Below are 21,345 nucleotides of genomic sequence, written 5' to 3' on the forward strand. Positions count from 1 at the left end.
AGACACCTCGTCGCGATAAAGGAGCGCAGTACACGTCGAATTCGCGCTCGGCCAGCTCCGGTTCGATTTCTTTGATATTTAATCAAACGGGGCTTCATTGGGGACCTGCTAGCCTAGTAGCGGATGCTGCTACGAAGCGACACCTAGTAGTAGGCGCCTGGCGATGAGTCTGCCCGCGTTCGGGGAGCGGATTTTCCGATTAAAAAAATCCCCCGCGCTGAGCGGACGGTCAGTAGCGCAGTGTAGTAGTTCGATCTTCTAGAGCACCGCACCCCGGCATCGCCGTGACTACTCAGGTCTCGGGGCGTACTGAGGTCAGGGCACGAGATCTCGTCCGCGTCGCGGAGCGCGTATCGTCCCGTGCCAGTACGGGAGAGTGCAGCCTACTCGCCGCCTAGGGTGCGCAAATTCACCGCGCCATTGGCGAAGCGCATCTCCAAGAGCGTCGGCTAGGAGGCACGCCCAGATCTCCCAGGAGCAGCTGGCCGGCCGACTGCACAAGCACCAGCCGTTCGTGAGCGAGGTGGAGAACGGCGAGCGCCTCCTGGACCTGCTGGAGTACCTGCGGTGGGCAACGGAGATCGACGCCGACCCGATGGAACTCCTGAAAGACCTCGTAGCGGAAGTCGAGGCCCGGGGGCGCCTCAGGAAGCGGACACAACTTAAGGTAGATCAGTAACGAGGTCAGAGTCTGCTGGCGGGTGACCCATGCACGGGGCCCAAGAAACGTCCGCGGCGCGCCGATCCCCAAGCGAGGCGCCGAAACGTAGTTCGCCTCGGTGGAATACCCCGAATTGCCTCGGTTTATCCAGGATGCTTGCTACGCAAATAATAGCAGGCCGGCCGCGCTAGCACGCATTCCGTGCCTCGGTCGTATAGATGGACGGGGCCGTGGGCTCCCGCTGTCGCTTACATGTAAGCGACAGAACCTCCACTTACTGCAACGAAGGTGAAAGCATGCCAACTGAACTCCGTCAACACGCCCCATTGCCCAGGAGGCGTACCAATGCTGATATGCAAGTCTTGGAGCGCCTTGCGCACGCGCAAGGACGACTGGGCGGAATCATCTGTTCCTGCCGACGAGAAGTGGTGCGGATGGGGGGCAACACGTACAGGTGCACCAACTGCGGGGAAACGTTCGGCGCGCTTGAGCATACGCCCTTCAAGTGGTTGGACGTGCCTCTAGCTACATGGGCGTCTGCCGCGGAACTCGTCGAAACGGCGCACCGAGACATCATCAGCAGCCTCGGCCTAGGGGAAGGACAAGCCGAGGAGGTCCGGAAAACAGAGATTGATGGGGACGAGGCGAGCCTGTGGCGGGCGCTGCTCACGGCACGCGACTACGACTCCGGGCTGCTGACGGAGGTGCAGCGAAAGCGCAAAAGCGTGAACCGAGGGTTCTTTTTCTGATGGAAACTTCCCGCCAGACACCGAGTTCGCCTCCCTCCGAGATCCTCGACCGTGTCAGAGGAACCGCCGCGTATATCGACAGCGTCGAAATCCAGCAGGCTCGGTTCTTCAGGTCAGACTACATCAAGCATATCCGCGAGAACTCAGGAGGAACCTACGGGCCGTCCCAGAAGCCCACCTACGAGAGCAGATTCGTGAATTCGATTTACCTTCACCAGCCTCGCCCTGCGGCGCTGGAGTCGATGCCGGAGCTCACGAGCGCCATCACCAGGGTGCACGTCGCCTTGGACGTCTACACGGCCAACTTTCGTGACGCGAGGAGGATCCACGACTATGCGGAGGCGCGGCTAGTGCAAGACCTCACGCCGCGCCGCGAGGTGCGGTGCTTTCATGGCAGGACCACCTACTTCGATGACTCGGTCGAGAACCGGGCGGGCAGGTGTCTAGTCATCTATTCGCATAGGCCGAGCAAGGTGTCGACCGACCAACCCTGCTGCCATTTGGAGCTTCGACTCAGTGGCGCCGACGAGTTGCGCGCCGCCGGTCTCAGGAGCCTGGAAGGCCTGCTCAACCTAGATCTGAGGGCATTCTTCCGAAGGCGCTTGATGCTGCGAGAACTCCCCGACGAGGAATGGATCGGTGATCGCTGGCTGCAGCGGCTGTTATCGCGAAAGACGCCTGATCGCAGCCTAGTGATCCCGTGGGGCCGTTCAGGCTGCAAGGCGCGGGTGGGCAGCATGATCTTGCGGCATATCCAGTCTGGCCGAGACGGGCGCACCCGCGCGCACGACCTGGCGCACCTGCTGGCCTTGCACCCGGAACTTGCCGGCACGGGGTACCACTGCATGCATTTCCCGGCGGTGAGCACGGACTGGATGTTGCCGGACCCAATAAACGCCCTTTGGCGCGCCGACTGATGGGAAATCAACGGTTTAGCGGTGACTCGGTGGTGGGACGGATCTGACCATACCCATACGGGCCCATAGCCGGATGGGAGCACACACCGCTCGGAATGGCCGAACAGGCCCTTTTCCGTTCGGGTGGTCCGCTGGGAGCGGAGCGGCGCGGCACTGGGACATGGCCAACGTCGAGTCCGCCCTTCACCGGCCCTCGTTGCTCTTGGAGGACACGGGCTGGCGGAACACTACGCGGCGCTGACTGGGGGGACGCGCACTCCGTCGCAGGCAGTTTACCCAGGGGGTGCGTCACCATCCACTGAGAACGAGCGAACGATCAGGGCGCTCACCCGTTGCTCGGAAATTGCTTCGTCGCCGCCTCCAGTGCTTCGGCGCCCGGGTTTCCGTGCTCCAGCCAATCAAACCCAAACACCTTGGCCTGTGCCGTCGCAAGATCGCCAGCGCTCGCGCCGGTGAATCCAGCGCCGGGCAAACCAGATTCCTGTTGCACCACCAAGATCGTGAGAGGAGGAAGCTTGTGGACGAGGCAGTACGACTGGACGGGCTCGAGAAGCGCCCCGAGGCCGCCGGTGAAGGCGCCTGTTACTCGAGCGAGTTGTCCGTAGGTGAGGGACTGGCGGTGCGTGGAAGCCCACGCCAGGACCGCCCAAATCTGCGATGCGCGTTGAAAGCGATTCATGTGTACTCCAAACCTACCTGGTATTTCAGTCCACGTCCAAGTCCGAGGTTGCGTGATCAGCACGCATCGGCCTACCGGATGCACGCTGCGCGGTGTCAGTGTCTCTTGAGTGATCAGACCAAGCAGTTTCTACGTTCACAGAGCCGTCCTCCCGCACGTATAGCCAGTGAATCCGCAGCTTCTCAGCGACCCAGGACGGAACGGCCTGCACCTGCCGCCGGAATTGGGGAATGTCTGGCACGGCAAGCCCGTAGTGCATGCTTTGCTCGTTCATGCCCTGCACGAGTTGGCCGAGCCCAGTTCTGAAATCGAGGCCCACAGCCGTCGTTAGCCCCTTGGCCTCCACCCGCCATTGATCACCCGTCTTCATGTGTGAGCACACGACGTCAATCGTCTTGTGCTTCTCAATCTCAAACCCGCTGCCGCGAAAGAACGCCTCTACGGCAGCTTGAACGAAGCCTTCGTTGGGCCACGAGGATCCTCGCTTGTATGTGGTCATGGCATTCCTCACAGCGAACTGGTGCTCTATCACTTACCCGGGAGGAGGCAGCGCCTCCTAAGGCGGGAGCCTGCCGACGCGGCTCAAAAAGGTGCTTGTAGCCGAGAAGACTTCAGCAACGGTGTCTGCGAACGTCGACGTGCCGACCACGGACGACGTCTCGTACGGGAATCGCACTCCTACGGCCAACTGGAGGTTTGCCTTGCGGCTCTGCATGGCGTCGAAGGCAGCTTGGATCCACTCGAACTGCTGGATGATCTTTCCGTCGCCCCGAATTGTTCTCGGATCAAACACTATTTCTGCGTCGTAGGTGGAAGGAGCAGCTCTTCCTCGAGGCCAGTGACGCTGAACCACCTCTACGTACGGCTTGGCACCGCTGTCGCGTTGCAGGACTCGCCGCACCGAGCGTACGAACTCATTTAAACCGGCCTCGAAATCGGTAACGTCCGCGCCAATGAGCAGCCGGCGCGTCGGTTGGGAGACGCGATCAGGAATCGTGAGCTGCGCGACCGCTTCAGTACTCCTGATCCCCACCGTCAAGTGGGGCGCCCTCGTGAAGTTTTCGTCGTCCCCCGCGAGAGGCAACATGTCCCACACAGAAAAGCTGACCTTTCCCTTGATTGACCCTCTCCCCTTTCGTCGGAGGTTCACGCCCAGCACTCGGTGCAGGTCAGATCTGTCGCGCAATCCGTCCATCAAAAGCCTTAGGAGTCGCTTAGCCTCCATGTATGAATAGGGCTCCTCAGCGCTGAAGGGGATGCCCGTGAATGTTGTGAGCGCGCCGTTCAAGCCCTTCTCCTCATCAACCAGTTTCTTCTCCACCACTTCCAGATAGCTGACCAGCTTCTCTGCCCAGGGGTCTCGGGCGAGCGCCTTGGCCCACTCATAGACCTCGGTCCACAAGATGCACTTGAACACCGAGGAGACCGATTCCGGAGCCCTTTCAGGCGAAATCAGAATGACCTTGGAGTTCTCGTATTGCCGAGCTTCACGCTCGTGTGCCCTGAGCTGAGGCAATGAGATCGAATGTTGGATCTTGCACTCGATCACGAGCGCCCAATCGGCACCATCGTCAATCCACAAGTCCGGCAGCCCCCGGCGCAGCGCCTCTTCCTCGCTTAATTGCGCGTGTACTCCCGGGCGATGTTGAATCGCGACGCGCACCTTGGCATGGAGCGGTAAAGGGTGTTCCACGCCGCGACAGAATGCCTCCAGGAATTTGTGGCTCTCGTGCAGTGCAGTGCCTAGCGCGTGCGTGACCCGATTTTCGATCTGCTCATACTGGTCGAAGACGTTCCTCACCGTCCATGCCCCTGGGTGGCAAGAACAGCGATGGCGGCTGCCTCCTTCGTCATCCGGTCCTTGAAGCGGCCGTAGTTCGAGAAGTGCAGGTGCTGGTACACAGTGGTCTGGCCCAGTCGATGAAGCATCGGGAGTACCTGGTTGGCCACAGGCTTGGGCAGCCAGCCGAAGTGCTGGGTGGTACGCATCAGACGAATCACCTTGTCGGAGAGAAACAGCTTGCGCCGCGCACCGTCCTGGATCAGCGAGGCCAACTGCGTTAGGTGGCCCGGGTCGAGATCCGACTCGTCGAGTTGGCTGATGCCCGTTGTAGGCACATGAAGCAGTTCAACGAAAGAAAATCGTCCAGCGTGCTCTGCGCCCAGACGGATGTTCGCGAAGTTCCGGTGATACAGCACGCCGTCGCGAGCGCCGTACCCCTCAAGGAGAAAGGGGTGGTGTACATCGTGCCGCTTCCAGAACGCAACGCCATCGGCGTGGTATTCCAATACGCGTGCGAACACGCTCGAGTTCCGCTCGATTTCGGAATCGTAGTTCGCGTCCAGTCCGACGAAAATGAACTCCGCATCGCTCGGCCGCGCGCCTTGGAATGGCTTGGCGCGGAACGCCGCAACAAGGCGCTGGCTCGGATGAATCAGGTACACGGTGGGGAGCCTGACCCTGCTTGCCGCGGTTGACAATGCCCCGTCCGAGCTATAAAGATCTGATCTCGAAGTCAACGCATGGGTCATGGGCGCCCGCATTCACATCACTAAGCTGGCAGCTGCCGATCGGCAGCTGCGCGCCGCGATGCGAATGTACTTTGCCGAAGAGGACGAGCTGGCCATCCACACCGTCGCTTACGCAGCGTACGGCTTACTTCGCGATCTAAAAGCCGAGCGCGGCCTTGACGAGGCAGCGGACACCTACCTGGCGTCCATTTTCTATGTGGTACGAGACTACCGTCGAGGAGCATTGCCGATGCATCTGGCGAACGACCCAGACTTCATGGCGGCCGTAGCGGCGTTGGCAGACCAGATTCCAATCGGGCCAGACTCGAAATACCGCGACTTCTCCGCGACCGCTTCTCCGGAAGCTGTACGCCACTTTTGGCGACAGCGAGGCAAGATTGCTAACTTCCTCAAGCACGCTGATCGCGACCCGGCTGAAGCACTTGTTGAAGATGATCTCGACAACCTGGTGCTGCTGCTTCAAGCATACAGCGCGTACCGGGATCTCGCCCGCACCGCGTGCACAAACGAAGGGACCGTGTTCGAGCTGTACATCGGCTCAAGTGATTTTCCGATCCGTGAACCGGAATCGACTGTAGGGAAGATGTGTTCAATGCTTGCGAGTCACCCGGAGTCGGAGCGTCGCAGCGTCTGCATGCAGCTGATTCGGGAACTGAACGCGCAGGAGATTGACCCCTAAGTGGGGGCGCCGCGCAGCGCCCGCCCGTTGCAGTCGGTTCGACTCTACTTCTTATCTGGGCCGATGGCCTCTTGAGCACCGCGACCGCTGTTCTTGCGCCGTAACGCGTCGCGGACAGCAACCAACCCGACCTGAACATCGAATGCGGCAAGTTGCGGAAGTGCAGCGCCGAGGTCCGTAACGTGCACCAGCATCTCCGAAGGCCGGGGGTCGCTCAGGTAGTGGCGTTCATTCACTCCCTCGCCGGGCTCGTGGCCCATCATTCGCTTGCGCATGATGTCCGGCATCGAGGACCGTTTCTGCAGATGGTTGTTCACGCCGTGCCTGAACGAGTGGAAAACCTTCGTGCCGTCGCGCGGCATGCCGAGCTTCTCAAACAACTGAGACATGGCCCGGATAGGCTCCTTGGCGTAGCGATTCGTCGGGTTCCAGGCCAACTCGGGAAATACCCGACGAAACCCTTGCTGCCGGAGCGCCTCGCACCATTCGATGAATCCGAGTTCCCGCAGCCGGGAATGCAGGGGCACGCGCCTTGCCGACCACGCGTTCTTCAGGCTTTTGTCGGCGGTGGCCTCGTTGATGTCGAGGAACGAGACGCTGTCCTCGCTGCGCACGTCGTCCAGGTGGAGCTGACACAGCTCGCCGATGCGGGCCCCCGTGAAGTAGCCCAGAAGCGGCAGCCAGTAGTGGAACGGCTGAAAAGTCCTGAACGTCCCCCCTCGGGTCGGCTTCCAGGAGTCGACTTGGTACACCCGCGCAGTGAAGATCTGCCCGATCTCCTCCTTGGTGAACTCCTCCCTGTCCTTCTGGGCGAACGACTGCAGCTTGCGCTCGGCCTTCGTGAGTACGGATTCCCCGCGCAGCCCCGTCGATGGATCGTCGGCGATCCACTTCTGCGTATGCAGCCACCGGAACATCCGGCAGATCCACTTCATGCGCATATCCCGCTCGGCGGGGGACATCAGCGGCCACTCGGTTCCCCTGATCGCGCGCGTTGACGCGGTCATCGAGTCGGTCTTGTACTGCTGCCGAACCTGGTTCTCCCGCGCCGGCATTTGCGCGACGTGCGTATCCCGGAAGTGGCGAAGGGTGTCTGCGCTGACCTTGCCGATCGCCATGTCGCCCTCGAACTCCGCGAGGAGGAGGAGCCCAGTGCGGATGCGCGCAATTTCCTTCGGCGAACTGAGCTTCTGCGGCAAGCTCAGCCGGCAGTACTCTTCGACCGCGACCGTCAGCGGAAGGGATGTGGATCTGGTACTCGTATCGAGCGGCTGATCGTCGCGAGCCTTGCGGCGAGCAGCGTCCAGCGCCCGGGGCTCGATGGCTTCGGCCATCGTTCTGCGAAGGGCGTCGAGTTCTGCCGCCGAAACCTCCACGCGCTGCTCCGAAAGCGCGTAGGTCTTCTCGGGAACGAAGGCCAGGCGGCCGACAGCCGCCGTGAGTACCTCGAAGACGACGATTCGGGCAGCCTCCCCCTTCAGCAGCGTGCCGGCGACGGCGTCGAGGTCATCTTGCGGCACGCGGTGAACACCGAACGCGCGGTGCAGTCTTGCTTCGCGAGGCCGGTTGTGCGGGCCGGGGACGATCACGGTTCCGAGTTCAGGATCATCCGGCTCGAAGCTGGAAAACGGGGCCCGGTACCCAGGCTCGCCGTCGAGGCGGCAGTACAGGGAGAGCCGGCCCTCGGCGGCCTGGCGCAGCAAATCATGCGCTGCGAGCCCCACTACGGCTGCCGCCTGATCGAGGGGGACGTGGCCTCCAGCCAGCAGAAGGGGGTGGCCGTCGGCGATCTTGAGGATCGAATCTTCAGACATTGAGCATCGCAGCAGGCTGAGGCGGTCCAACTCGAACAGTTGACGCCGCCAGCCGGCGATCAGTTCCCCGGCAAGCAGCTTGGCCATCTCCAGGCTGCGGGTGCGCGTGCTGGCGATGAACACCGACGCGCCGACCACTGGACGAAGTCGGGCCGGCACGGTGAGTCTCGCGACATACACGCCACTTGGCCGTCGTTCCAGATTTTGCATGACCACCCTTTGCTCTAGGGCGGTGCAGGAGGCGAGGCCTAGTCGAAAAAGCCCAAGGAAATCAAGGCTGATCCGGAGACTTGGCGCGGCTGGCGGGGATCGAACCCACGACCCTTGGCTTCGGAGGCCAATACTCTATCCACTGAGCTACAGCCGCTGGCAGGCGCTAGGCCAACAATCGCATTGTCGCACGGCCGCCGGTGAGGCCCGGCGGCGCACGCGGCGAGGCTTTCGACTATTTCGAATTCACGGCGGCCTTGAGGGCCGCGCCGGGGGCGAACTTCACGCTGTTGGAGGCCGCGATGGTCATCGCCTCGCCGGTCTGCGGATTGCGGCCGGAGCGCTCCGCGCGCTCGGCCCGCTTGAAGCTGCCGAAGCCGGGGATCACGACCTCGCCGCCTTTCGCGAGTTCCTCGGAGACGATGCGGATGAAGGCGTCGAGGCTCCTGGACGCGGCGGCCTGCGACTGTTCGGTGGCGTTGGCCAGGGATTGGACGAGTTCGGTCTTGTTCATTTGTTTCGCAGGTGAGAACTTCAAGACCGCAAAGTGTAGTCACCGCGAACTCATCTGGCCGCCGGGCAACCGCGAAGAATTGTTTCCGCCTGCCTTGCCGCGCTGCCGCGCCCGGCCGATGCCTCCGGCGGCCACGACCCGGCGCCAGGCCCGCGTATGCCGGCTTGACGAGGCTCAAGACCGCGGCGGCGCCTTGTTCCACCATGGACAGGTCCCCCTCCCCTTTTCCTGGAGACCCCATGTTCAAGCGCATCCTGGTGCCGGTCGACGGCAGCGAGACCTCCAACCGCGCCCTCGTGGCGGCCCTGCAGATCGCGCGCGAGACGGGCGGCCGCATCCGCGTGATCCACTCGGTGGACGAACTGGTGTACGTGGCCGACACGGCCTTCGACCCGACCATCCTCCGGTCTGCCCGCGAATGGGCGGGCAAGATCCTGCAAGAGGCGCTCGCGGTGGCCAACGCCACCGGGGTGCCGGCTGATTCGCGGCTGGTGGAAGCGCCCGGGCGGCGGCTCGGCGACATCGTCGCGGATGAGGCACGGGCCTGGGAAGCCGACCTGGTCGTGGTGGGCACGCATGGCCGCAAGGGCGTGGGGCGCGTGCTCCTGGGCAGTGGTGCCGAACAGGTCCTGCGTGCGAGCCGCGTGCCGGTGCTGTCCGTGCGGGGCAGCAACAATCCCGTGCATGACTGAGCCTGCGGTGGCGGCGCATCGGGCGCCGCGCCGACTTGCCGGCGCCGGCCTCAAGCGTCTGCCGTGACCTGCACCGTATCGGACTGCTGCGCGGCGTAGCCCAGCGCATAGGCCAGTTCGCCCGGGGACTCCGCGTGCAGCGTGAACAGCGGCTGCCCGGCGTCCACGCGCGTGCCGAGGTGGACGTGCAGGTCGACGCCTGCGCTCGGGGCGAGCGGCGCGCCGGCGAGCTTGGCAAAGCGTGCGAGCCGGCGGTTGTCGATCGCGGTCACGCGCCCGGTGTGCGCCGCCGCGACGGCGTGCCGGTAAGGCGCGACTGCGGGCTCCCGCATGCCGCCCTGCGCTGCGCAGATCTCCTGGAACTTGGCCCAGGCCTGGCCGCTGGCGAGCACGTGCTGCGCCCTCTGCAAGCCCTGGCCGGAGGCCGCGGCGCCACCGAACTCGAGCAACTCACCCGCGAGCCGCAAGGCGCGCTCGGCCAGGTCCGCCGGGGCGTCCGGCCGGTTCCTCAGCACGGCCAGCACGTCGCGCGCTTCCAGTGCGGGCCCGATGCCGTGTCCCACGGGCTCCAGGCCGCTGGTGCGCACGATGCGCAGGCGCATGCCCATCGCGAGGGCCACGCTTTCGAGTTGCTGTGCGAGTGCGTCGGCGGCGCTGGCGCTGCGGATCTTTGCCGTGGGCCCGACCGGGATGTCGATGAGCACGTGCGTCGAACCTGCGGCGGCTTTCTTGGACAGGATGGATGCCACCATCTGTTCCTGGCTGTCGAGTTCCAGCGGCCGCTCGACGCGGATCAGGATGTCGTCGGCGGGGCTCAGGCGCACGGCGCCGCCCCACACGATGCAGCCGCCGGTGCGCTCCACCACGCGCCGGATCGCCGGCACGTCGAGGCCTACGGGCGCGACGGTCTCCATCGCATCGGCAGTGCCTGCCGGCGAGGTGATCGCGCGCGAGGAGGTCTTGGGCATGCGCAGCCCGCAGGCCGCGACGATGGGCACCACGATCATCGTCGTGCGGTTGCCGGGCAGCCCGCCCACGCAATGCTTGTCCATCACCAGCCCGCGGCCCCAGTCGATGCGTTCGCCGGCGTCCACCATGGCGCGCGTGAGGGCTGCGGTCTCCTGCAGGTCCAGCGGCCTGCCCGCGCAGGCGGTCACGAAGGCGGCGAGCTGCAGGTCCGAGTAACGGCCCGCGGCGACGTCGTCGATGATCGCCCGCACGCCGACCAGGGTCAGCGGCCAGCCCTGGATCTTGGCGCGCAGGTGGCTCAGCGATGCGAGCGGCGCCGGGTGGCGCAGGCTGGCGATCTCGCCTTCGCGGGCTCCCAGCAGTCGCCACGCCGCTTCCGACAGCCCCGCGTCGCTGGGTGAAAGAAAGTCGCCCGTCACGACGTTCAGCGTGGCCATGACGCTGCGGCCGTCCAGCAGCAGTTCCACCCGGGACTGCGCCTCGAAGCCCTCCGAACGGCAGACCGGGCAGTCGCGATGCAGGTACAGCACCGGCTCCTGGTAGGTGTCGATGCCGAGCCGGCGCAGCCGCAACTGGCTCGATGGGTGCGGCGCCGCGTCCGGGGCAAGGGCGCCGGGGCCGTGCGGAGAGTGGCTCAGTCGGCCACCTCGATCGAGTCGCCGCCGCGGGCTCTCCCCACGGCGGCATCCGCCGCGCACAGTCGTCGGCCCGTGGCGGGCGTCGGTGGCAGGTGGATGTTCATGGAAGGATGTCTTCGCTGCACGGCGATCCCCGTGCAGCGCAGCGCTCACTGTAGCGGATGCAGTGCGGTGGCGGAAACTTCCACGGCCGGCGTCGCCAGGTCGCGGCCCACCATGGCCCGCGCGAACAGGTAGTTGTTCCTGGCGCGCTCGCTCAGGGCATCGAGGTCGACGCATCCGCGCGCGTCGCAAGGGAATGCGTAGCCGCGACCGGGCTGGAACAGCGAGTCGAAGCGCAACTGGAACTGGGGAGAGGACTGCATGGTGGATCTCCTGCCGCGGGGCCCGCACCCCTCGCGTGCTTCCACTATCGGCGAGCAAGGCCCGTGCGCCCATCGGAAGCGGCTGATTCGGGCCCTAGGCACGCTCCGATGCGGCGAGCGGGTTTCGCCGAGTAGGGATCGGAATCTTCCTAGCCGCGTCGCAGTGCGGCAGCGCGGAAATTGGCTCATGACCGAGGCGCGCGAGGCGCAGACGCAGTTGATGCAGCGCAAGGTGTTCGCGCTGCGCGGGTCTATCGTTCCCCTGGACTTTCCAACCTGAGCGAGGCGACTCATGAAGACCAACATCGGTACCGTGGACCGCGTGCTGCGGATCGTCGTCGGACTGGCACTGCTGGGGCTGTTTGCCGCCGGTTCCATCGGTGCGTGGGGGCTCATCGGCATCGTGCCGCTGGGCACGGGGCTCGTGCGCTTCTGCCCGCTGTACCGGCTGCTGGGCGTGAGCACCTGCGCGGTGTCGACCAAGCTGCCTTGAGGCAGCAAGGCGCGCTTGACACAGAACAAGCGTGCAGCGGTCGCGTGCTTGTACCTTGCACGCGTCGTACTTGGCAATGGAGGCCACGATGAATGAATCTCTCCACATGGAGAGCGCGCGCGACGACTTGCCGGACGCCGCGATCGAGTTGCTGCAACTGCGGGGTCTCGGCCCCAAGCGCGTGCAGGCGCTGTGCCGCCTGGGGGTGCAGTCCCTCGCCGAACTGCGGATCGCGGCACAGGAGCGCAGGCTGCGCTGCGCCCCGGGCTTCAGCGCCGCGCTGGAGGAGAACATCCTGCGCGCCGTGACGGCGCAACTCGAATCGCACCCGCGCCGGCCCGACGCCGCCGCGCGGGAGCAGCCGCGGGCCTGGCGGCAGTCACCCATCGATCGCAGGGTCCGGCGCTGCGACAGGCAGGGCCATGCGGCCAATCCTGCGTCGCCCACCAGCTGGATGTGCAGCATCTGGCGCTCCGCGGCGGGCTGATCGCACGTGCGGCGCGCGGGCATCACGTGCAGTTGAGTGAGATCAAGCCGACGTGCGCGCGCATGGGAATACTGCTGGCAGGATCGGAGGCGTTCCGGTCCTGCTCACACCGCCTCACATCCAACCCGAATCGGAGAATCGCATGAAGAAACTGAATCTCGTCATCGCCATGGCCGCCCTGCTGGCTGCCAATGCCTTCGCCCAGACGTCGGGCCCGGGCGAAGACAAGGCGGCCAAGGCCAAGGCCAAGCCCGCCACTGCCAGCGAGAAGGCGGAAGCCAAGTCGAAGCGCAAGACGGAAGGCGCCACGGTCGCGAAGTCCACGAAGACCGACGCGGAACCGGCCAATACCGGGACCGCGAAGCAAACGACCAAGACCGAGCGCAAGGAAGCCTCCAAGGCGCGCAAGGCCGAAGGTGCCATGGTCACCAAGGCGCCGAAGGACAACGCCGGCCCGAACTGAGCCCGCCGGTTTCGACCGCACGACGGACCTTCGGGTCCGTTCTGCTTTTCTGAGCGGATGCGCAGCAAGCTGGGGTTCGCCTGCGGCTCACCGCCAGCCTGCGAAGGCGCAAGCGATCCGGGCGGACGGGTTCAGGAATCCGCGGCGTCCCTGCGGCGCGCCCGCCACGCATGGTGCACGCGCTGGCCGACCACCAGCAGGGTCACCACGCCCGCGGCGCTCCAGAGGATCACGCGCTCGTAGCCATCGAGCCGTTGCATCAGCACCTCGATGCCGTGCCCGAGCAGGTAGCCGAGTTCGACGAACACCACGGACCACACCACCGCACCGGCTGCGTTGAAGCCCGCGAAACGGCGCGCATCGACGCCCAGCGCACCCATGGCGACCGGGCCGGCGATGCGCAACCCGTACAGGAAGCGCACGCCGAAGACCAGCGCGGCGTCCCAGCGCCGCAGCAGCGGGATCATGCGCTGCATGGGAGCCTGGATGCGCGGCGCGTAGCGCAGCAGTCCGCCCCAGCGGCGGCCGATCCAGAAGAATCCCTGGCCTCCGGCAGCGCCGCCGATTGCGCCCAGCAGCAACACCAGCTCCAGCGACAGGTGCCCGCGGTGCGCGGCAAAGCCCGCCAGCAGCAACACCGTCTCGGCCTGCATCAGCGCTCCGGCCAGCACGGCGGCGTAGCCATACGTCTCGAGGAACTCGGTCGGTGTCATGGAGCGCTCCCGGCGGGTTGGCGCATCGGTGTCTCAGCAGGCGACCAGGTCGGTATGCCCGAAGCCCTTCGAGTAGTCGAGCACCGACACCACGACCGGCGTGAGGCGGAAGATGCGCACCTCCTCCGGAGCCGGCATCGGCATGGGCAGGGGCGGCGCGTCAGGATAGCGCAGCGCCAGCATTTGCAGAACCTTGCGTGCCTCCTCGGGGTCCGTCACCGGCTGCGCGCGCGCAGCCATGGACAGCCCGGTGATGGCCATGATGTCCGGCGTGTCGTGGTCGATGGCGAGCGAGACGCGATTGTCGCGCGCGAGGTTGCGCGCCTTCTGGCTTTCCAGGCCGCAGAGGAACCACAGCGTCAGGCCCTCGCTCACATAGCCCACGGTGGTCGCTTGCGGCCAGCCGTCCTCGCGCAACGTGGCAACGGTCATGATGCGGTGCTGCGCCAGCAACTGCAGGATCTTCTGGCGAAGGGTTTCGTCCATGGGGCCTCCTTTGGCGCCGGCACACTGCCGGCCGAGGGTGAAATGCTGCGCCCTTGCCAAGCGGAGTGCTTGCGACAAATCAAGCGCCCGCCGCCAGGGCGGCGGCGCAGGCCGCAGCCGGCTGCGCCGCCCCTCGCCGCGGGCGGCCCGGCGCGCCAGGCCGCGGGGGACCCGCTGGCTATAATCGCCGGTTGATCCCGACAACGCGCATTCATTGAGGACGCCATGAGCGACACGCTGGAAGAAGCCCACACCGGTCCGATCAAGACTCCCAAGCAGCTGCTGATCGCGGTGCTGTTCTCCTTCCTGGTCCCGGTGTTCGTCATCATCGGGTTCGTGTCCTATGTGACGAGCGAGAACAAGCCGGCCGGCAGCACGGAGGTCTCGAGCTACGAACTGGGCGGCCTCACGCCGCAGGATGTCGAGCGCGGCGTGACCGAGCGCATCCGCAAGGTGGGCACCGTGGAGATCCGCGACGCCAACCGGCCGCTGCTGACCGGGGAGCAGGTCTTCAAGGCCCAGTGCACGACCTGCCACACGGCGGGCGTAGCGGGCGCGCCCAAGTTCGGCGACGCCGCCGCCTGGGCCGCTCGCATTTCCAAGGGCTTCGACGCGCTGGTGCAGTCGGCGCTGCACGGCAGGAACGCCATGCCCGCCCAGGGCGGCGGCGACTTCAGCGACGTGGAAGTCGCGCGCGCGGTCGCCTACATGGCCAACGCGGGCGGCGCCCACTTCACCGAGCCGGCCGCTCCGGCCGCCGCGCCCGCGACGGCCGAGGGCGCCGCCGCTCCTGCGGCCACCGCCACTGCGGCCCCGGCCGCCGCGCCGGCCGCGACTGCCGCTGCCACGCCGGCCCCCGCGGCCGCTCCTGCCGCCGCCGCTCCCACGCAGACCGCTGCCGCTTCCGGTGGCGCGGGCCAGGCGCTGTACCAGCAGGTCTGCCAGGCCTGCCATGCCGCCGGTGTGGCGGGTGCGCCCAAGTTCGGCGACAAGGCCGCCTGGGGCCCGCGCATTGCGCAGGGCCTGCCTGCCCTCTACAACTCCGCGCTGCACGGCAAGAACGCCATGCCTCCCAAGGGCGGCAGCGCTGCGCCGGATGCGGACGTCAAGGCCGCCGTCGAATACATGGTGAACGCCGCCAAGTAAGCGGCCCGCTTCGCCAGGACAGAGCCGGCCGCGCGCCGGCTTTTTTCATGGCTCCGGCTTGCTGATCGGCCGGCCGAGCGCGGGGCTGCGCACGAAGCCGTAGCGCGCCGGCAGCTCGCCCGACTGCACCTCCTGCGGCTGCCAGCGCCCGGCCTCGATCGGCTCCGATGCGAGCACCATGTCCTGCGTGTGCACGATGCCCACGCCCCGATCCGTCTCGAGATAGACGCGGCCACTCTGGTCGACGAGGCAGGCACGCACTTGCGCGGACGCGCCCGTGTGGCTGGTCACGCTTCCATCGGCTGCGATGCGCCACACCCAGGGCGTGGCCTGCAGTTCGACGTACACGCGCTGCGGGCCGTTCTGGAAGTACCACTGGCCCTGTTCGTCGCGGTCGTAGTTGCGCGCGATGAACGCGACCAGCTTCTCGTGGCGCAGCAGCGAGCCCTTGGCCTGCGGGAACGGGCCCGCGGCCTGCACGCGGTCGTCGCGCATGTACCAGTCGCCGCGCTCGTCGAGCGCCAGCCAGCCGTAGCAATGCGGCACGTTGGGCCACTTGGCCATGGCCTGCCGAACGATGTCGTCCATCAGCGATTATTCACTCGGAACCGTCGCTGTGCGACTTTTCCGGGTGGCCTGGACGGCACGAACCCGGCCTGTCAGCGGATGAACGCGTCGTAACCCGTTTTGAGGATGAGCGCCGAGACGACCAGGATGAACACGACGCGCACGAACGACGCGCCATGCTTGAGCGCGAGGTGCGTGCCGAGGTAGCTGCCCGCGACGTTCGCGACGGCCAGCGCCAGCGCGTACTGCCACCAGACGTAGCCCTTCACCGCGAAGAGGATGAGCGCCGCGAGGTTCGTCGCCGTGTTGAGCAGCTTGGCGGCCGCAGAGGCATTGAGGAAGTCGTAGCCCAGCACGCGCACGAACAGGAAGACGAAGAAGCTGCCGGTGCCCGGGCCGAAGAAGCCGTCGTAGAACCCCAGCGCCAGCCCGATCGCGCACGCTGCCGCCGTGCGAGCGGGCCCGGCGAGCCGCGGCGCATGTTCGCGGCCCAGATCCTTCTTCGCCAGCGTGTAGAGCAGGACGCACACCAGCACGATGGGCAGCAGCTTGCGCAGGAACTCCGAGGGCAACACGGTGACCGCCCACGCGCCGAGGAAGCCGCCGGTGAACCCGGTGGCCGCGGCGGGCAGCAGCGAGGGCCAGTGCATGTCCACGCGCCGGCTGAAGCGCTGGGCCGCGAAGGCCGTGCCCCACACCGACGCGCTCTTGTTGGTGCCGAAGAGGGTCGCGGGCGCCGCTGTCGGAAAGACCGCGAACAGCGCGGGCACCAGGATGAGGCCGCCGCCTCCCACGATCGCATCGACGAATCCCGCCAGCATCGAGGCCAGCGTCACCAGCAGCATCTCCATCACGGGATTGTCGCAGGTGGCACGCGCGGCCCTCGCGCATGCATTCGGACAAAAGAAAAAGCGCCGCAGTGCGGCGCCTTTGAGTGTTCCGGCCCGTCCGGAACGGTGCCGCGCTTCGTCTTCGAATTCTGTGCGGGGTTTGTCTCCTCGGTCCCTCGGTCTGTCGTGCCCGGGGACACAACGCGAGTGCACGCACTGTACTGGCGCGCCGACCCGCACCGCATGAGGGATTTCCCGGCAGACCTTTGTGATAGGCGAAGTGCGGCGCAGCTCAGCGGCAGCGCCGTTTCATGCGGCGTCGCGCACGATCCACTCGGCGGCCTTCTCCGCCATCATCAGCACGGGCGAGTTGGTGTTGCCGCTGGTGATGGTGGGCATCGCACCGGCGTCCACGACGCGCAGGCTGGCGATGCCGCGCACGCGCAGGCGCGCATCGAGCACCGCGCGCGGGTCGTCGTCGGCGCCCATCGCCGTCGTGCCGACCGGATGGAAGATCGTCGTCGCGATGTCGCCCGCCAGCCGTGCGAGGTCCTCGTCGCTCTGGTACTGCGGGCCCGGCCGCCACTCCTGCGGGTGGAACGGCGCGAGCGCAGGCTGGGCCGCGATGCGCCGCGTCACGCGCAGCGAGTCCGCCGCGACGCGCCGGTCTTCCGGCGTGCTGAGATAGTTCATCGTGATCGCGGGCGCGTCCTCGAAGCGCGGGCTGCGGATGCGCACCGTGCCGCGGCTCGTCGGGTTGAGGTTGCACACGCTGGCCGTGAACGCGTTGAAGCGGTGCAGCGGCTCGCCGAAGGCGTCGAGGCTCAGAGGCTGCACGTGGTATTCGATGTTGGGATACGGCTGGTCCGGCGTGCTGCGCGTGAAGGCGCCCAGCTGCGAGGGCGCCATGCTCATGGGACCGCTGCGCTTGAGCGCGTACTCCATGCCGATCTTCAGCTTGCCCCACCAGCTGTTGGCGAGCGTGTTGAGCGTGGCCACGCCATCGACCTTGAACACCGCGCGGATCTGCAGGTGGTCCTGCAGGTTCTCGCCGACCCCGGGCAGGTCGTGCACGACGGGAATGCCATGCTGCTGCAGCAAGGCGGCGGGGCCGATGCCCGAGAGCTGCAGCAGTTGCGGCGAGCCGATGCTGCCCGCGCACAGCAAGGTCTCGTGCTGCGCCTGCACCTGCACCAGCCGCTTGCCGGTCCAGACTTCGGCGCCGGTGCAGCGGCGCATGCCGTCCGGCAAGGTCTCGAAGGTGAGGCGGCTCACGTGCGCGCCGGTCCACATCTCGAAGTTCGGGCGCGCGTAGCAGGTGGGGCGCAGGAAGGCCTTGGCCGTGTTCCAGCGCCAGCCGTTCTTCTGGTTCACCTGGAAGTAGCCGACGCCCTCGTTGTCGCCGCGGTTGAAGTCCTCGCTGTGCGGGATGCCCGCCTGCTGCGCGGCCTGCGCGAAGGCATCGAGCACGTCCCAGCGCAGGCGCTGCTTTTCCACGCGCCATTCACCGCCGGCGCCGTGCAGGGCGTCGGCGCCCTTGTAGAAATCCTCGTGCTTCTTGAAGTAGGGCAGGCACTGGTCCCAGGTCCAAGCCGCATCGCCCACGCGCTGCGCCCAGCCGTCGTAGTCGCGCTGCTGGCCGCGCATGTAGATCATGCCGTTGATGCTGGAGCAGCCCCCGAGCGTCTTGCCGCGCGGATAGCGCAGCTTGCGCCCGTTGAGGCCCACATCCGCCTCGGTGGAGTACAGCCAGTCGGTGCGTGCATTGCCGATGCAATACAGGTAGCCGACGGGAATGTGGATCCAGTGGTAATCGTCCTTGCGCCCGGCCTCGACCAGCAGCACACGCTTCGTGGGATCGGCGGACAGCCGATTGGCGAGCAGGCAGCCCGCGGTACCACCGCCGATGATGATGTAGTCGAAGCTGGTGTCGCTCAATGTGTCTCCTCGAAGTACCGCTGTTGCTCGCGGTTCAATTGAACGCAGAGGACGCAGAGGTTACGCAGAGGACGCAGAGAATTCCTCGATTGGTTTTCTCTGCGTCCTTTGCGTACCTTTGCGCACTCTGCGTTCTTCTTCGTTGCGCCGGGCGCGAAGCTTACTTCGCCGTCGGCATCACGAACTCCGCGCCTTTCGAGATCGACTCCGGCCAGCGCTGCATGATGGACTTCTGCCTGGTGTAGAAGCGCACGCCTTCCTCGCCGTAGGCGTGCATATCGCCGAACAGGCTCTTCTTCCAGCCGCCGAAGCCGTGCCACGCCATCGGCACCGGGATCGGCACGTTCACGCCGACCATGCCCACCTGCACGCGGCGCGAGAACTCGCGGGCGGTATTGCCGTCGCGGGTGAACAGCGACACGCCGTTGCCGAACTCGTGCGCGTTGATCAGGTCCGTCGCTTCCTTCAGGTCCTTCACGCGCACGCAGCCCAGAACCGGGCCGAAGATTTCTTCCTTGTAGATCTTCATGTCGGGCTTCACGCCGTCGAACAGGGTTCCCCCCATCCAGAAGCCCTGCTCGCAGCCGGCGCCGGCCTTGGCGCCCTGGAACTTGCGGCCGTCCACCACCAGCTTCGCGCCTTCGCTCTCGCCCTGCGCGATGTAGCCCGTGATGCGCTGGTGCGCGACGCTGGTGACGATCGGCCCCATCTCGGCATCGAGCTCGGTGCCGTTCTTCACCTTCAGCGCCTGGGTGCGCTCGGCGAGCTTGCCCATGATTCGGTCGGCCGCGTCGCCCACCAGGATGCCCACCGAGATGGCCATGCAGCGCTCGCCGGCGGAACCGAAGGCCGAGCCGATCAGCGCATCGACGGCCTGGTCCAGGTCCGCGTCGGGCATCACCACCATGTGGTTCTTCGCACCGCCCAGCGCCTGCACGCGCTTGCCGTGCTTGGCGCCGGTCTCGTAGATCTTCTGCGCGATCGGCGTGGAGCCGACGAAGGACAGCGCCTTCACGTCCGGATGCTCCAGCAGCGCATCGACCGCGTCCTTGTCGCCCTGCACGACGTTGAACACGCCATCGGGCAGGCCCGCTTCCTTCAGCAGTTCGGCCATGCGGATGGAGGGCGTCGGGTCCAGCGGGCTGGGCTTGAGGATGAAGCAGTTGCCCGCGGCGATCGCGACCGGGTACATCCACATCGGGACCATCACCGGGAAGTTGAACGGCGTGATGCCAGCCACCACGCCCAGGGGCTGGCGCAGCGTCCAGTTGTCGATGCCGGTGGAGACCTGGTCGGTGTAGTCGCCCTTGAGCAGTTGCGGGATGCCGCAGGCGAACTCCACGATGTCGACGCCGCGCGTGACCTCGCCCTGCGCATCGGTGAACACCTTGCCGTGTTCGGCGGTGATCATGCGGGCGAGCTCGTCGCGGTGCTTGTTCAGCAGCTCGAGGAACTTGAACATCACGCGCGCGCGCCGGATCGGCGGCGTGTCGGCCCAGGCCGGGAAGGCGGCCTGCGCGGACGCGACGGCCTGCGCCACTTCGGCGCTGCTGGCCAGCGCGACCTGCCCGGTCACCTGGCCGATGGCGGGGTTGAAGACGTCGCTGCGCCGGCCGCTGGTGCCCGGCACGAGGCGGCCGTTGATCCAGTGTTCGATGGAGGCGAGGGCAGCGGGGCGGGACTTGTCAGGTGCGTTCATGGGTTCATCCAGTGCAGTAGCAGGCCAGTCTAGGGCCGCGCGCCGGCTTTGGAAAGGCGCAGGCGCTGACCAGATTGTTCGGCAGAATGAACAGTCATGCCCGCCGACTCCACCCCCGCCTTCGCCGACCTGCACCTGCTCGGCGTCCTGTCCGAAACGCGCAGCTACACGCAGGCCGCGCGCCGGCTCGGCATCTCCAAGGCCTCGGTCAGCGGCCGCATCGCCGAACTCGAGCGCGCCGCGGGCGTTCCGCTGGTGCGGCGGACGACGCGCTCGGTGGGGCTCACGCAGGCCGGGCAGCAGCTCGTCGACGAGACGCGCGGCGCCTTCGAGCGCATCACGCAGAGCTTCGCAGGCGTGCGCGACCTGGCCGGCACGCCGCGCGGACGCGTGCGCGTCACCGCCCCGGTGGCCCTCGGACGCCAGGTGGTCGCGCCCTCGCTGCCGGCGTTCCTGCAGGCCTACCCCGAGATCCGGCTGGAGCTGGACCTGGGCGACCGCTTCGCCAACCTGCCGCAGGAGGGCTTCGACCTGGCGATCCGCCACACGCAGTCGCCGCCCGAGACGCACGTCGCCTGGCAGCTGTGCCCGTCACGCTCGCTGCTGGTCGCGAGCGCGGATTACCTGCGCAAGCACGGCCGGCCCCGGCATCCTTCGGAGCTGGCGCAACATGCCTGCCTGCTCTACCTGCGCGACACCGCGGGCCAGAGCTGGTCCTTCGAGCGGGGCAGCGGCCGGCGCGCCGAGCGCGCGGTGGTGGCGGTGGATGGGCCCTTGCGTGCGAACAACAGCGAGGTGCTGCGCGAAGCGGTGCTCGGCGGACTGGGCATCGGGCTGCTGCCGGACTTCAGCGCTGCCTCGCATCTCGGGCCGCGCGAGTTGGTGAGCGTGCTGCCCGAGTGGCGGCCATTGGGTTTCTTCGGCGATGCGATCTATGCGATCCGCCCCTGGGCGCCGCAGGTGCCGCGGGCGGTGCAGTGCCTGGTCGATCACCTCAAGGGCGTGTTCGCGCGGGGGTTCGTGACGGGTTAGGAAAGCTGGGGTTCGCCTGCGGCTCACCGCCAGCCTACGAATCCTTCCGTAGCCCTTCACACTCGTAGGCTG

General features: G+C 66.5%; 24 protein-coding genes and 1 tRNA gene. 10 read left to right on the forward strand and 15 right to left on the reverse strand.

The genetic code is table 11. From position 1 onward, the window contains the following. Positions 1-376: 376 nt before the first annotated feature. The 3 genes from JJB11_RS26525 to JJB11_RS07540 all read left to right on the forward strand — a co-directional run bounded on the left by JJB11_RS26525 (position 377) and on the right by JJB11_RS07540 (position 2,327). Positions 377-679: a helix-turn-helix domain-containing protein gene (locus JJB11_RS26525; RefSeq protein WP_340643138.1), complete on the forward strand. Its 303-nt coding sequence runs from the start codon at positions 377-379 to the stop codon at positions 677-679. 335 nt (positions 680-1,014) lie between these two features. Next, complete coding sequence (locus JJB11_RS07535; protein WP_201167894.1) at positions 1,015-1,410, forward strand: hypothetical protein; 396 nt, start codon at positions 1,015-1,017, stop codon at positions 1,408-1,410. Then, positions 1,410-2,327 (forward strand): hypothetical protein, encoded by a 918-nt coding sequence (locus tag JJB11_RS07540; RefSeq protein ID WP_201167898.1) that lies wholly within the window; start codon positions 1,410-1,412, stop codon positions 2,325-2,327. Before JJB11_RS07535 ends, JJB11_RS07540 begins: the two co-directional genes overlap by 1 nt. Positions 2,328-2,652: 325 nt before the next feature. Here JJB11_RS07540 and JJB11_RS07545 read toward each other — a convergent pair whose 3' ends face one another. Genes JJB11_RS07545 through JJB11_RS07560 form a run of 4 tightly spaced genes read right to left on the reverse strand, consistent with a single transcriptional unit; the run spans position 2,653 to position 5,451 of the window. Next, on the reverse strand, positions 2,653-3,006 hold the full coding sequence (locus JJB11_RS07545) for a hypothetical protein (RefSeq protein ID WP_201167901.1): 354 nt from the start codon (positions 3,004-3,006) through the stop codon (positions 2,653-2,655). Between the two features lie 25 nt (positions 3,007-3,031). After that, on the reverse strand, positions 3,032-3,505 hold the full coding sequence (locus JJB11_RS07550) for a hypothetical protein (protein ID WP_201167904.1): 474 nt from the start codon (positions 3,503-3,505) through the stop codon (positions 3,032-3,034). Between the two features lie 57 nt (positions 3,506-3,562). Further along, positions 3,563-4,807 (reverse strand): hypothetical protein, encoded by a 1,245-nt coding sequence (locus JJB11_RS07555; protein ID WP_201167907.1) that lies wholly within the window; start codon positions 4,805-4,807, stop codon positions 3,563-3,565. After that, on the reverse strand, positions 4,804-5,451 hold the full coding sequence (locus JJB11_RS07560; RefSeq protein ID WP_201964688.1) for a hypothetical protein: 648 nt from the start codon (positions 5,449-5,451) through the stop codon (positions 4,804-4,806). The genes JJB11_RS07555 and JJB11_RS07560 overlap by 4 nt, the downstream gene beginning before the upstream one ends. Before the next feature lie 85 nt (positions 5,452-5,536). On the opposite strand from JJB11_RS07560, the gene JJB11_RS07565 reads away from it, so the two are divergent. Further along, positions 5,537-6,217 (forward strand): hypothetical protein, encoded by a 681-nt coding sequence (locus tag JJB11_RS07565; RefSeq protein WP_201167910.1) that lies wholly within the window; start codon positions 5,537-5,539, stop codon positions 6,215-6,217. A 44-nt stretch (positions 6,218-6,261) separates the two neighbouring features. Here the strand turns inward: JJB11_RS07565 and JJB11_RS07570 are convergent, their stop codons facing one another. The 3 genes from JJB11_RS07570 to JJB11_RS07580 all read right to left on the reverse strand — a co-directional run bounded on the left by JJB11_RS07570 (position 6,262) and on the right by JJB11_RS07580 (position 8,779). Continuing rightward, positions 6,262-8,241, reverse strand: a complete 1,980-nt coding sequence (locus JJB11_RS07570; protein ID WP_201167913.1) for a site-specific integrase — start codon at positions 8,239-8,241, stop codon at positions 6,262-6,264. 81 nt (positions 8,242-8,322) lie between these two features. After that, a tRNA-Arg gene (locus tag JJB11_RS07575) sits at positions 8,323-8,398 on the reverse strand. Between the two features lie 78 nt (positions 8,399-8,476). Further along, complete coding sequence (locus tag JJB11_RS07580) at positions 8,477-8,779, reverse strand: HU family DNA-binding protein (protein WP_277988786.1); 303 nt, start codon at positions 8,777-8,779, stop codon at positions 8,477-8,479. Between the two features lie 215 nt (positions 8,780-8,994). Between JJB11_RS07580 and JJB11_RS07585 the strand changes: the two genes are divergently transcribed. Then, positions 8,995-9,447 (forward strand): universal stress protein, encoded by a 453-nt coding sequence (locus tag JJB11_RS07585; RefSeq protein ID WP_201167918.1) that lies wholly within the window; start codon positions 8,995-8,997, stop codon positions 9,445-9,447. A 50-nt stretch (positions 9,448-9,497) separates the two neighbouring features. On the opposite strand, the gene JJB11_RS07590 is transcribed toward JJB11_RS07585, so the two are convergent. Beyond that, positions 9,498-10,988, reverse strand: coding sequence for a thymidine phosphorylase family protein (locus tag JJB11_RS07590; protein WP_201169216.1), 1,491 nt, complete (start codon positions 10,986-10,988; stop codon positions 9,498-9,500). Positions 10,989-11,203: 215 nt separating this feature from the next. Then, complete coding sequence (locus JJB11_RS07595; protein ID WP_201167921.1) at positions 11,204-11,419, reverse strand: hypothetical protein; 216 nt, start codon at positions 11,417-11,419, stop codon at positions 11,204-11,206. A 292-nt stretch (positions 11,420-11,711) separates the two neighbouring features. Between JJB11_RS07595 and JJB11_RS07600 the strand changes: the two genes are divergently transcribed. From JJB11_RS07600 to JJB11_RS07610, 3 genes are all read left to right on the forward strand, one after another. After that, positions 11,712-11,912, forward strand: coding sequence for a YgaP family membrane protein (locus tag JJB11_RS07600; protein WP_201167923.1), 201 nt, complete (start codon positions 11,712-11,714; stop codon positions 11,910-11,912). Positions 11,913-12,000: 88 nt separating this feature from the next. Next, positions 12,001-12,399 carry a helix-hairpin-helix domain-containing protein gene (locus JJB11_RS07605; RefSeq protein ID WP_201964690.1) on the forward strand — a complete coding sequence of 133 codons (399 nt, stop codon included), beginning with the start codon at positions 12,001-12,003 and terminating at the stop codon, positions 12,397-12,399. A gap of 142 nt (positions 12,400-12,541) precedes the next feature. After that, the gene (locus tag JJB11_RS07610; RefSeq protein WP_201167927.1) at positions 12,542-12,862 is read left to right on the forward strand and encodes a hypothetical protein; all 321 of its coding nucleotides are present in this window, start codon (positions 12,542-12,544) and stop codon (positions 12,860-12,862) included. A 131-nt stretch (positions 12,863-12,993) separates the two neighbouring features. On the opposite strand, the gene JJB11_RS07615 is transcribed toward JJB11_RS07610, so the two are convergent. Next, positions 12,994-13,575: a DedA family protein gene (locus JJB11_RS07615; protein ID WP_201167929.1), complete on the reverse strand. Its 582-nt coding sequence runs from the start codon at positions 13,573-13,575 to the stop codon at positions 12,994-12,996. A 33-nt stretch (positions 13,576-13,608) separates the two neighbouring features. After that, complete coding sequence (locus tag JJB11_RS07620) at positions 13,609-14,061, reverse strand: pyridoxamine 5'-phosphate oxidase family protein (RefSeq protein ID WP_201167931.1); 453 nt, start codon at positions 14,059-14,061, stop codon at positions 13,609-13,611. Between the two features lie 225 nt (positions 14,062-14,286). Between JJB11_RS07620 and JJB11_RS07625 the strand changes: the two genes are divergently transcribed. Next, entirely contained in the window at positions 14,287-15,207 is a 921-nt protein-coding gene (locus JJB11_RS07625) for a c-type cytochrome (protein ID WP_201167934.1), read from the forward strand. 45 nt (positions 15,208-15,252) lie between these two features. On the opposite strand, the gene JJB11_RS07630 is transcribed toward JJB11_RS07625, so the two are convergent. The 4 genes from JJB11_RS07630 to JJB11_RS07645 form a co-directional block, all read right to left on the reverse strand. Next, a complete protein-coding gene (locus tag JJB11_RS07630; RefSeq protein ID WP_201167937.1) occupies positions 15,253-15,795 on the reverse strand; it encodes a DUF2946 family protein in 543 nt (180 codons plus the stop codon). 71 nt (positions 15,796-15,866) lie between these two features. Continuing rightward, positions 15,867-16,625: a TSUP family transporter gene (locus JJB11_RS07635; RefSeq protein ID WP_201167940.1), complete on the reverse strand. Its 759-nt coding sequence runs from the start codon at positions 16,623-16,625 to the stop codon at positions 15,867-15,869. A gap of 288 nt (positions 16,626-16,913) precedes the next feature. Next, complete coding sequence (locus JJB11_RS07640) at positions 16,914-18,542, reverse strand: GMC family oxidoreductase (protein WP_201167943.1); 1,629 nt, start codon at positions 18,540-18,542, stop codon at positions 16,914-16,916. Between the two features lie 160 nt (positions 18,543-18,702). Then, positions 18,703-20,241, reverse strand: a complete 1,539-nt coding sequence (locus JJB11_RS07645; protein ID WP_201167946.1) for a CoA-acylating methylmalonate-semialdehyde dehydrogenase — start codon at positions 20,239-20,241, stop codon at positions 18,703-18,705. Between the two features lie 96 nt (positions 20,242-20,337). Between JJB11_RS07645 and JJB11_RS07650 the strand changes: the two genes are divergently transcribed. After that, positions 20,338-21,273: a LysR family transcriptional regulator gene (locus tag JJB11_RS07650; protein WP_201167949.1), complete on the forward strand. Its 936-nt coding sequence runs from the start codon at positions 20,338-20,340 to the stop codon at positions 21,271-21,273. Positions 21,274-21,345 lie beyond the last annotated feature (72 nt).

This window comes from Ramlibacter ginsenosidimutans (assembly GCF_016654015.1).
In the GTDB taxonomy this organism is placed as follows: Bacteria; Pseudomonadota; Gammaproteobacteria; order Burkholderiales; family Burkholderiaceae_C; genus Ramlibacter; species Ramlibacter ginsenosidimutans.